At 67.8% G+C, this 10,115-nt stretch carries 10 protein-coding genes; 6 read left to right on the forward strand and 4 right to left on the reverse strand.

Features of this window, described 5'->3' with window-relative positions:
- The first annotated feature begins 50 nt into the window (after positions 1–50).
- The gene (locus ACTOQ2_RS28645) at positions 51–818 is read left to right on the forward strand and encodes an SDR family NAD(P)-dependent oxidoreductase (protein WP_440103708.1); all 768 of its coding nucleotides are present in this window, start codon (positions 51–53) and stop codon (positions 816–818) included.
- Between the two features lie 16 nt (positions 819–834).
- Here ACTOQ2_RS28645 and ACTOQ2_RS28650 read toward each other — a convergent pair whose 3' ends face one another.
- A complete protein-coding gene (locus tag ACTOQ2_RS28650) occupies positions 835–963 on the reverse strand; it encodes a hypothetical protein (protein WP_440103710.1) in 129 nt (42 codons plus the stop codon).
- Between the two features lie 83 nt (positions 964–1,046).
- Here ACTOQ2_RS28650 and ACTOQ2_RS28655 point away from each other — a divergent pair, with 83 nt between their 5' ends.
- The 3 genes from ACTOQ2_RS28655 to ACTOQ2_RS28665 all read left to right on the forward strand — a co-directional run bounded on the left by ACTOQ2_RS28655 (position 1,047) and on the right by ACTOQ2_RS28665 (position 2,388).
- Positions 1,047–1,214, forward strand: a complete 168-nt coding sequence (locus tag ACTOQ2_RS28655; protein ID WP_440103712.1) for a hypothetical protein — start codon at positions 1,047–1,049, stop codon at positions 1,212–1,214.
- A gap of 159 nt (positions 1,215–1,373) precedes the next feature.
- The gene (locus tag ACTOQ2_RS28660) at positions 1,374–1,550 is read left to right on the forward strand and encodes a hypothetical protein (RefSeq protein ID WP_440103714.1); all 177 of its coding nucleotides are present in this window, start codon (positions 1,374–1,376) and stop codon (positions 1,548–1,550) included.
- Positions 1,551–1,575: 25 nt separating this feature from the next.
- The gene (locus tag ACTOQ2_RS28665; RefSeq protein WP_440103716.1) at positions 1,576–2,388 is read left to right on the forward strand and encodes a hypothetical protein; all 813 of its coding nucleotides are present in this window, start codon (positions 1,576–1,578) and stop codon (positions 2,386–2,388) included.
- 106 nt (positions 2,389–2,494) lie between these two features.
- Here ACTOQ2_RS28665 and ACTOQ2_RS28670 read toward each other — a convergent pair whose 3' ends face one another.
- Complete coding sequence (locus ACTOQ2_RS28670; protein WP_440103718.1) at positions 2,495–3,109, reverse strand: putative dsRNA-binding protein; 615 nt, start codon at positions 3,107–3,109, stop codon at positions 2,495–2,497.
- A gap of 72 nt (positions 3,110–3,181) precedes the next feature.
- Here ACTOQ2_RS28670 and mobF point away from each other — a divergent pair, with 72 nt between their 5' ends.
- The gene (mobF, locus tag ACTOQ2_RS28675) at positions 3,182–5,566 is read left to right on the forward strand and encodes a MobF family relaxase (RefSeq protein WP_440103719.1); all 2,385 of its coding nucleotides are present in this window, start codon (positions 3,182–3,184) and stop codon (positions 5,564–5,566) included.
- 283 nt (positions 5,567–5,849) lie between these two features.
- Here mobF and ACTOQ2_RS28680 read toward each other — a convergent pair whose 3' ends face one another.
- On the reverse strand, positions 5,850–7,949 hold the full coding sequence (locus ACTOQ2_RS28680; protein WP_440103721.1) for a beta-galactosidase: 2,100 nt from the start codon (positions 7,947–7,949) through the stop codon (positions 5,850–5,852).
- Positions 7,950–8,969: 1,020 nt separating this feature from the next.
- Positions 8,970–9,257 carry an endonuclease domain-containing protein gene (locus ACTOQ2_RS28685; RefSeq protein WP_440103722.1) on the reverse strand — a complete coding sequence of 96 codons (288 nt, stop codon included), beginning with the start codon at positions 9,255–9,257 and terminating at the stop codon, positions 8,970–8,972.
- Positions 9,258–9,634: 377 nt separating this feature from the next.
- On the opposite strand from ACTOQ2_RS28685, the gene ACTOQ2_RS28690 reads away from it, so the two are divergent.
- Entirely contained in the window at positions 9,635–9,982 is a 348-nt protein-coding gene (locus ACTOQ2_RS28690) for a hypothetical protein (protein ID WP_440103723.1), read from the forward strand.
- Positions 9,983–10,115 lie beyond the last annotated feature (133 nt).

The raw sequence follows: 10,115 nt of genomic DNA on the forward strand, positions 1-10,115 counted from the left end.
AAGAATGGGGTACATTTTCTCTTGAGCGATCATTCAACAAAGGAGCAGTCATGTCAGGAGCCCTGCAGGACAAAGTCGCCCTCGTTACCGGCGGCAGTCATGGCATCGGCCGGGCGACCGTCGAACGGTTCGCCCGCGACGGGGCAATCGTCGGGGTCGGCTACGGCCACGACGAGTCGGCGGCCCGCGACACGGTAGAGCGCATCCACAAGGACGGCGGGCGCGCCTTCACCGTGCACACGGAGCTGGGCACTCACGGTGACGCGGCTCGCTTCTGGGACGCCTTCGATGAGGCGGGCAAGGAGTACGTGCCCGACGGGAAGCTCGACATCCTCGTCCACAACGCCGCCAAGGGCAGCTTCGCCCGGCTGGCCGACCTTTCCGAGGAGGAGTTCGACCAGGTGATCGCGGTGAATGTGAAGGCGCCGTTCTTCATCACGAAGCTCGCGTTGCCGCGACTGCGCGACGGCGGCCGGATCATCAACATTTCCAGCCTCGCGGCCACCGTCGCCAGCCCGGAACTGCTTGCCTACGGCGTCAGCAAAGCGGCGCTGAACACGTTCACCCTTGATCTGGCGTCGGACCTCGGCCCGCGCGGGATCACCGTCAACTCGGTATCACCCGGCATCGTCATGACCAGGAACAGCCAATACCTGCGGGACAACGAGGAACTCGCGGCGCAACAGGTGGCCCGCGTCGCCCTCGGCCGGCTCGGCGAGCCGGAGGACGTGGCAAGCATTATCGCCTTCCTCGCCTCCAACGAGGGGCGCTGGGTGACCGGCCAGATCATCGACGCTTCGGGCGGCACCGCGCTCTGAGCACGGCCGCCCGAGGTCAATCGGCGCCGGTGTCGCCCTCGGCATCCTCGCGCAACTGCTGATGCGCGAGGATGCCGACCCGGGTGAGCACATCGATCTGCGCGGTGTTGCAGAGCGAGACCACCGCGTCGATGAATGTTTGCATGGTGACGCGCTTGCTCTTCGACCGACTACCGGCGCATCGACTACACCAACACTTGAACCCGTCCGGCATTGATGGAGGCTCTGATGTACCCTGAGCCGGCGCGGCGTTCCATTAGCCGCCGCTACGCCGAGGGCGAGGTGTCGCTGGCGGATCTGGCCACCGAGTACAGCGTCGGCCGTTCCACCATCCATCGCATCATCCACGGGCCGCCGGCCGGGCTTTGCCGGCGCGCACGATACATCCAAATCTAAGACGGAACTTAGACGGATTTAGACCCACCCCCGGATCGATGCTGGGATCGAGCTTCGATCAACAGAGTCTGAATATCGGGTTGTCGGTAAGACTCGTGCAGCCAGGTACACGCGATTGAGTCCGCCCAGTTCAGCGGTGCCCTACTGGTCGGTGGGGAGGTGGCTGACGGCGTTTTCGAGATCGGCGTGGGTGAGCAGGGTGTAGCGGCGGGTGGTGTCGAGTCGGGCGTGGCCGAGGAGTTCGGCGACGACGATGATGTCGACCTGGGCGAACTTGATCCCCTGTGCCTGGCTGCACGAGTCTTACCGACACCCCGAATCGAAACATGGGCGTGATCGGCGTAGACCAAGATCTCGTCACATGCAGAAAACGCTTGCGGTCGCATTCACCATGTTGCTTGCTACCGTCATGACCGCCACCCCCGCTCAGGCTGTCCCCGCAGATCCGGTTAAGGCACTGGCCAAGCAGCTCGCTCAGGGTCGGGGCGTCTCCTACACCGAACGATCCGCCACGCGAGCCGGTGACAAATCGTTCTTCGAACGCAAGGGCCTGCTGCAGTACGGCAGGGGCGGGATCGTTGCCTCCGACATCACGGCGAGGCTCTACGTCGAGGACGAACCTCCCAAAGACTCCTTCGACACCGATGACAAAGAGGATCTCTCCTTCATGAGGGATCCCGAGCAGACCATCAGGATCGGCAGGACCTCCTACGTCCGGGGGTTCATCGTCGGAACCCTCATGCCGAAGGGCAAGGTCTGGTGGAAGCAGTCACCCGGATGGACCTCCGGCCGCTCGGCCATGCTGGGCGAGCTCATCAACGCCGCCGACCCGGGCACCCTGAAGATGATGCTCGCCAAATCCAAGCGCAGCGGCAACACCTACGCTGGAGAGATCACTCTTAAGGAGCTCATCAAGCTCTCGCCCTGGGCGCGCACCACCATATGGTGGGGCGTCAACAACAAGGCGGTCGTGCGCTGGAAGCTGGTCGTGAGCGCCTCAGGCCTGCCCCACCGGCTGACCACCTACAGCTCCTTTGGCAACAAGAAGCGTGCGGAGATCCGCTACACGGGCTGGGGACGCAATGTCTCCATCAAAGCCCCTGCGGCCGCCACGGTGACCACGAAGCTGAAGGGGGCCGACGGCCCCTTCCTGCCCAAGGCTCCAAATCGCTAAAAGGGAGGGCGGCCGCAATACGGCTTGTTGTCAACGAAGCCGTCACCCCGTACACATGAGCGGCGTTGATCCTGGCCAATGAACCCCGCTCGTCGGCTGTCGGCCCTTACCCAGCATCGAGGTGGGCCAGCAGCGCTGCGGCGGCCGCTGCCCGCGCGGCCGCCTTACTGGCTCCGCTGCCCTGGCCGCGCACCGGCGTGTTCGTGGCGAGCAGGCGGGTGGCGGCGGTCGCGGTGAAGGTCGGCGCGTGCGACGGGCCGGCCGATTCCACCGTCCAGGTGACCGCTTCGATGCGGCCCTGCTGGGTCAGCTCGTTCAGCACGCTCACCGGATGACGCTCCCCCGAACCCACCCCGCCCGGCGACCCCGACGACCCTGACGAGCACGCCGTCACCGGCGCGGCTGCGGCTGGGCTGATCTGGATGCCGGCTTCCTTCAGCCACGCCTTCAGGGTGAAGGTCTCCACGTTCAGGCTTTCGGCGGCCTGGCGGATCGTCAGCCCGCCCGACAGCAACGTCTGGGCGATGTCGACGACGCGGGCGCGTTCGCGGCGCCGGTCTTCCTCGGTGGGCAGGTCCATCCGGGCCGCGTGCTCGGCCGCCCCGGCCTCCAACATCTCGCCCGCGCGCACCAGGCAGGCGACGCTGCAGTACAATCCGAGGCGGATGTGGCGGCCCTTGCCGCCCGGCGCGCGCTCGAGTAAATACCAGCCCGTCGGCACCCACCCTCACGCTCGGCGCGCTGGTAGATCCAGCAGAAAAACGACCGCTCGCTCTCTTGGTGGCCACCGCGGGTGGCGGCCAGACCGCCGCGGCGACGCGAGGCCGGAACCAGATGCTGCTCGTTGGTACTCACGGCACTCCACCCTGCCAGAGCGCTCCCACCACCGAGCGCCGCAGAAGCCGACGAGCGGCACGATTCGGCCCGCGCCATCATGGACGGCCGCCACCCGCACACCCGCCAGGTGTTGATGGAGGCGAAACGGGCCGTCGACCCGCGCGCGATGCTGGCCGGCGGCCCGCTGGCCGATGCGCTGGAGAAGGCCGCGGCTGAGCGCGGCGTCGCCGACGTCGCCGCCCTGGTGGCCGGCAACGAGGAAATGGCCAAGCGCGCGGTGCGGCTGCAGCGCGGGGTGCGGCGCAAGGGCGAGGCCTACGTGATCCCCTACGACGACGCGCGCAAGCTGACCAAGGCCGCCGGGCTGGACCTGGCGGCCGTCTACGACACCGAGCAACTGGCCCAGGCGCGACGCTGGCGCGCAGCGCGGGTGCGCATCGGCAACCGCGGATATGACCTCACCCTGGACGTCACCAAAAGCGTCAGCGTGCTGAACGGCCTGGGCGACCCGACGGTCTCCGCCGTCGTCGACGAGCTGTTCACCGCCTCGGTCCTCGAAACCGTCGGCGCGGTGCAGGGATGGGTCGCCTACGGCCAGCGCGGCCACCAGGGCGACGGCCGGCTCGCCGACCGCGCGCCCACCGGTGGCCTGCTGGGGCGGGTGATGTGGCACCAGACCGCCCGCCCCGTCGACGGCCAGGTCCCCGATCCGCACCTGCACGCCCACGTCCAGATCGCCAACCTGGTGCGCGGAGTCGACGGCAAATGGTCGGCCATCGCGGCCGGCGGTAAGGACCTGCACCGCCACGCCCACGCCGCCGACGCCTTCCTCAAAGCCCGCCTCCGGCGCCGGTCTACCGCCGACCTCGGGCTGCGCTGGGAACGCGACGCGCACACCGGCGCGTGGGAGGTCGTCGGCATCGACGAGGAGATGCGCACCCGCTTTTCCAAACGCGACGGCCAGATCAAGGAACTGCTCGCCGAGCACGGCCTCACCTACGACGAGACGCACCCGCACGCGCGCAAGGTGGCCGGCGCCACCAGCCGCCAGACCAAGCACCGGCTGCTGGACGGGGACCGGCGCGGTGACTGGCACGCCCAGTGCGCCGCCGACGGCATCGACGCCACCAGCACGCTGGCCCGGTGCGTCCACCCCGGCGAAGGCCTCCCGCCCCGGCCCAGCCCGCAGCAGATCGCGGAGTGGATCTGGCGCCCCGCCGGCGGGCTGACCGCGCACACCAAGGCCGTCAGCCACGCCGATGTCCTGGCCGCCGTCGCCGACGCCTGCCCCGATGGTGTCGCCGATCTGGCCGACCTGCGGGCGCTGACGGATGCGGTGCTGACCCACGAGCCCGTCGTGCGCCTGGCTGAGGCCGGGGCGCGACATCTGGTGAACTCCGCCCGCTACACCTCCCTCGACATCCTCGAAGCTGAGCAGCAGGTCCTGCACCTCACCCGGCAGCGCTACGACGAAGGCGCCGCCGTCCTGGACACCGCGGCGATCGCGTTGTCGCGAGAGGCCTTCGAGGTCGCCCACGACCTCACCTTCTCCGCCGCCCAGCGCGCCGCCCTGGATCGCCTGCTCGGCGACGGCCACGGCGTTGATGCGCTCATCGGCGTCCCGGGCGCGGGCAAGACCATGCTGATGGCCGCCGCGCGGGCTGGGTGGGAAAGCCGCGGCCTGGTGGTGGCCGACGCTGCGACCGTGGCGGTGGCGGCCGCGAACCTGACCGCCGAGTCCGGCATCGGCGCGCACACCCTCGCCACCTGGATGCAGCGCATCACCGACCCCGAGGGCCCCGGCGGCCGCGGCCTGGACGGCGTCGACGTCTTGGTCATCGACGAGGCCGCGATGGTCGACGACCGCGACCTGGCCGTGGTCTTGGGCGAGGCGCACCGTACCGGCACGAAGGTGGTGGCGATCGGCGACCCGTTGCAGCTGCGCGCGATCGGCGTCGGCGGCACCTTCGCCGCCCTCCACCGCCAAGTCGACGGCCTCCTCCTGGAGGAGAACCGGCGCCAGCGCGACCCGATCGAGCGCCAGGCCCTGGCCCAATGGCGCGACGGCGACCGCACCGAGGCGCTGCGAACGTGGAGCCGCGGCGGGCACGTGCACGCCGGACGCGACGCCACCGACACCCTCGGTGCACTGCTGGCCGACTGGGCCACGGTGCGCACCGGCTACCGCGACGACATCCACGACGAGCTCGCCGCCGTCCTGGTGCTCGCCGGAACGAACACCGAAGCCGAACGCCTCAACGCCGCCGCCCGCGCGATCCGCCGCGAAGCCGGGGAGCTGTCAGGGCCAGATGCCCGATACCGCGCGGCGCGCCCCCCTTGATTTCGCGTTTTCCCTGGTTAACCAGGGTGAAGGGAGGGCCGGATCGGATGAGGTAACCGGTCTGGAGCCTGCCCGTTTTGGGGGTCCCGGTAGTAATCGCGGAAAATCCAACGGATATGAGTCTGACCTGCACGGATGGGGCTTGGCCCGCCGTCCCGTGATCGTTTTTCTCAAGGAGTCTCCGCAGATCAACAGCAACATCGTTGGATTCGCGGCCGTTACTACCGAGACTCCTCTTCTTCTCGTGGGTGATGGTGTCGGAGCTTCGTTGACCTGGGCGGACTCAGCCGTCGAGCAGGATCCGCGTGGACCATGCGGGGATGGAGAGGGCGGCCCCGGCCTCGTGGGCGGTGCCGGCCACCGGGTCGGTGGTGGGCCGGAGGATCGTGACGGAGGTCTCGTCCCAGCTCCAGTTGAAGAGGAACCAGGCACGTCTGCCGTCCGGAAGGGTTCCCGACGAGATCGTGACGGGCAGTGCGCGCGACGGGGCGAGCTCGTCGGCGACCGCCGCCGGTAGCGCCCAGGCGATCACTGCCGCAGACAGGGTCGGGTCCGGGACGGTTCCGACCGTGGTGATGCGACCAGACCCGTGGGCTCGTGTCACTGCGGCAGGGAAGGCGCCGAAGCGCGGGTGGATGTATTCGGCGATCGGTTCGGCCTCCTCCGGGATGAGGCCGTCGATCCAGCAGGTGGCCGCCGCGGTCGCGGGGGAAGAAAAATCACCGCGGCCGGTGACCGGGATCGGCTCATCGATGTTGGAGAATTCCTCGTAGTGCACTCCGGCGGGCTCTCGCAGGACCGCGGGGGCGACATCGACGCGCGCGCGGGCCTCGTGGTCGCCGTAGCCGGTGCGGATGCCGATGATGAGGTGCCCGCCGGCTGCCGCATAGTCGCGCAGCAGTTCAAGCTCGCGGTCGGCCGCCACATAGAAGGCGGGTGCGATCAGCACCGGGTAACGCTTCGCCAGCTCGGCTGCGCCGAGTTCGACGGCCTGCTGGGCGTGCAGGATGCGCGCCTGCGCGCCCGCATCGATGACGCCGCGGTGGAAGGCGTCGAAGATGCGCTCGTAGGATGCCGGGTCGGGGCGGCCGGCCACGCTCAGCGGCGGGAAGAACTGGAATGCCCACCGCGTGTCGTTCGACCACAGCAATGCCACGTCACCGTCGGGCTCGAAACCGTCCAGAGCGTCGCCGATCTTCTCGAGCGCGGCACCGATGGCGGACACTTCCTGGTACACACGACCCGGCTGCAAGGAGTGCGGGAGCACACCACCCCAGTAGGTCTCCGCCCCGTAGGGAATGGTGTGCCAATGCCAGTATTCGATCATGGCGGCGCCGCGGCTGATGAGGGCGAAGGCCGCCTGCTGCAGCTGACCAGGCCACGGGGGCAGGTTGTTGGCGCTGCCGTCGATGCTCTGCGCGTTCGTCTCGGTGACCAGGAAGCGTTCCTGCCGCGAGGAGAATAGGCGGTCGGCCTGCCGGAACAAGCCGGCGACGCCCGTGGTGGTCCATTCCGTCTGCGGGGCCAGTTCCTTGGTCACATCCAGGTGGTCCTGCATGGAGTAGTAGGGGTTGCCGGCGGTCACGCTGAGCGCTGCGGAGAGCTTCAGGTCGTCGTGCGCCTTGCGCGGGTAGTTGATGCAGGTGGTCACGAACTGGTCCTCGTGCGCGTACTCACGCACAATGTCGGACTGCCACGAGATGAACTCGGTGGTCAGTTCCGACTGGTACCGCCGCCAGGCCAGGTCGTACTGCGGCAGGCTGTTGCCGTCGGGGCGCCACAGCTCGGACCAGTCGGCGATCCGGTGGGACCAGTACGTCAGGCCCCACTCCCGGTTGAGCGTGTCCACATCGCCGTACTGCACCTTCAGCCGGCGCACGAAGCGGATGAACGCCCCGCGGTTGTGAAACAGCTCCAGGCCCGGCTCATTGTCGACCTGGTAGCCGATGACGCTCGGGTGGTCGGCGTAGCGGCCCACCACCTTGCGGATCACTCGCTCCGCGTGGAACAGGAACGCCGGATGCGAGTAGTCGACCTCTTGACGGGCCCCCCAAGGAATCGAATTCCCTGTCGCTCGCTCGGCGGCGATCTCGGGGTAGGCCTGCTGAAGCCACGGCGGCACGGCGTAGGTGGGCGTGCCCAGGATGACCTTGATGCCGCGTTCATAGGCACTGTCCAGCACCGGTAGCAGCCACTCCAGCTCGAAGCGCCCTTCTTCCGGCTCCCAGCTCGACCAGACCGACTCGCCCACCCGGATCACTGTGAACCCGGCCTGCTTCATCAGGTCCAGGTCCTGCTTGACCCGGTCGCTGAGGTGGTACTCGGCGTAGTACGCGGCGCCGAAGAGAACACCGGTCGGCCGATAGGGCGGCACAAGACTCACGCAAGGACTCCGTTGTTTGTTGAAGAAGATGCCCGGCGGCACCTCTCACTGGCGGCTGACGGGCACGCTACCTCTAGCGCCGCGGCGGCGATCGTGGCCAGCGCCTCGTGCAGGCCCGGGACGTCTCGCGTCCCGTACCCGCCGCGCTCGTCCATAAGGATCAATCTAAACGCCCCGCTGCAGGCTTGCTGCCGACGCTCTCGCCGACGACGGAGACCGGCGGGGTGACATCCCGACCGGATCGCCATCGTGACACCCATGGGGGTTGCGATCCTCAAAGCGCAGACACCGCCGTACCCCATGTGACCTGCACGGGGACGTTAACTCTGGAATCGCTCATGATGTAGGCCGTCGCGGGGTCACCAGGCCTCGCCCGACGCTTGGGAACTCACATGCTCATCACTGTTCGGGTCGCTGTCATCCTCGGCTTCGCGTTCGTCGCCGCGGCGCTCATAGGAGTCTCGGTAGTAACGGCCGCGAATCCAACGATGTTGCTGTTGATCTGCGGAGACTCCTTGAGAAAAACGATCACGGGACGGCGGGCCAAGCCCCATCCGTGCAGGTCAGACTCATATCCGTTGGATTTTCCGCGATTACTACCGGGACCCCTTTTGGGCAGGGCGCTGCGCTGGGCCAAACGGGGGCTGTCGGCCACCTTCACCCGGGGTCTGGGGGTGGTCGTCGCGGCCCGAAGTATGGCGGTCGGCTCCGCGGCCCTCAAGGCCCCGGGGTTCTCGCTGCGCTCGCCCCGTGGCCTTGACCGCCGCAATCGCCGACCGCCTTACGGGCCACCACGACGACCACGCGGTCCGAAACGAGGATCCGACGGGGAGAGCCACCCTTGGGCGGCCGGTGTAGAGCCGGGTGCGACGTCGGTCGGCTCCCGGTGTTACCGGCCGCTCCCCGGTGTCATCCGCCGGTCAGGGCGCAGGATGTTGAGTCCAAGATCGCGTTGACGGTGGCGAAGATCGCCGCATCGAAGCGAGGTCGGCGCCTGGACAATCCGTTCCTGTGAGCAGGCTATGCGCTGCACTTCCCGAGCTGCTCCTCGCCGTAGAAGGGGCACCAGCGGTAGTAGCTGGTGTCGATGTTGCGGCTGCGGGGGGCTCGGCCGTGCTGGGGTTGCCATCCGCTCCAGTGGCGGGTGTTGCAGGGGTTGCACAGCGGCGCGCGGACGAACTCGTGGGTGTGGCAGTGGTCCCAGACGCGTGCTCGCGCGCTCATGCAGCCGGTGCACATGAACCGCGAGGCGAGGTGCGGGGAACGGATGCCCACAATCTGGTGCAGCCACCGCCGATCGTCTGTCATCGCGGGGATTTTCGCGATGACCTGTCCGTCTCGTGGGAGCCAGACCATCGCTACCGGCCCGATCCCGGGCGCGGTGACCACGCGTCCGTCAACGACGCGTACCTCCGGCACATCGCCCTGCATGCTTCCACGGTGACACGCAGGTCAGGCACGTTGTAGTTGCATTAATGCACACCTGCGGATCTGCCGCCCCCTCTCATCGCGACGGTGAAGGCCCCGAATCGCTCGCGAGTTCGCGCTCTGCCGGGGCTGCCACCAGAGATGCCGGTGAGGCTTTCCTCCTGTTTCGTATCATTTGACGAACTGTCGAAACCTTCACCACGATGGGTCGACAGCCGGAGATGATCACGGGAAACCGCCAAGCCCCAGGAGCGCAGGTGACCGAAGCAGACGAGCTCCTTCGTCGTCAGCTGGGTGCGTGCGCCGCGATCTACCACGATGATCCGCGTCTGAAGTATCCGATGAAGTACCACCTCATCCTCGAGTTCGGTCTCATCTGCACTCCAGCGGTCTACCCCAGCACGTGGGCTGCCGGTAGGCCGGGGATGTGTTACGCGAATGCCGCCACGCTGGCCAAGCGCCGCGATCTGACGTACGTGGAAGGGTTCGCCCTCCTTGCCAGCGGCATGCCCATCGATCACGCCTGGTGCGGTGACTTTTCCCCACGGGTCTGTCAATCAAACGGCTCTGTCTCTCTTTCGGCTCTGTCGCAGATTCGGTGGTGACGGAACGTCTCCTGCGTCACGGTGAGTCATGGGTGATGTCGACGAGCTGGTGAGTGTCGTGTTCTCGGGCTTATTGCCGCTGGTCGTGGAGTCTGTGGCAGATGAGGGGGAACATATCCGGGTGCGGGCGCGG

The sequence above is a fragment of the Streptosporangium sp. H16 genome (assembly GCF_051918855.1).
GTDB lineage: Bacteria > Actinomycetota > Actinomycetes > Streptosporangiales > Streptosporangiaceae > Streptosporangium.

What these genes read in the sequence shown, in the direction of transcription:
- ACTOQ2_RS28645 (WP_440103708.1), top strand. Translation starts at nt 51, where the DNA reads ATGTCAGGAGCCCTGCAGGACAAAGTCGCCCTCGTTACCGGCGGCAGT.
- ACTOQ2_RS28650 (WP_440103710.1), bottom strand. Translation starts at nt 963, where the DNA reads ATGCAAACATTCATCGACGCGGTGGTCTCGCTCTGCAACACCGCGCAG.
- ACTOQ2_RS28655 (WP_440103712.1), top strand. Translation starts at nt 1,047, where the DNA reads ATGTACCCTGAGCCGGCGCGGCGTTCCATTAGCCGCCGCTACGCCGAG.
- ACTOQ2_RS28665 (WP_440103716.1), top strand. Translation starts at nt 1,576, where the DNA reads ATGCAGAAAACGCTTGCGGTCGCATTCACCATGTTGCTTGCTACCGTC.
- ACTOQ2_RS28685 (WP_440103722.1), bottom strand. Translation starts at nt 9,257, where the DNA reads ATGACAGACGATCGGCGGTGGCTGCACCAGATTGTGGGCATCCGTTCC.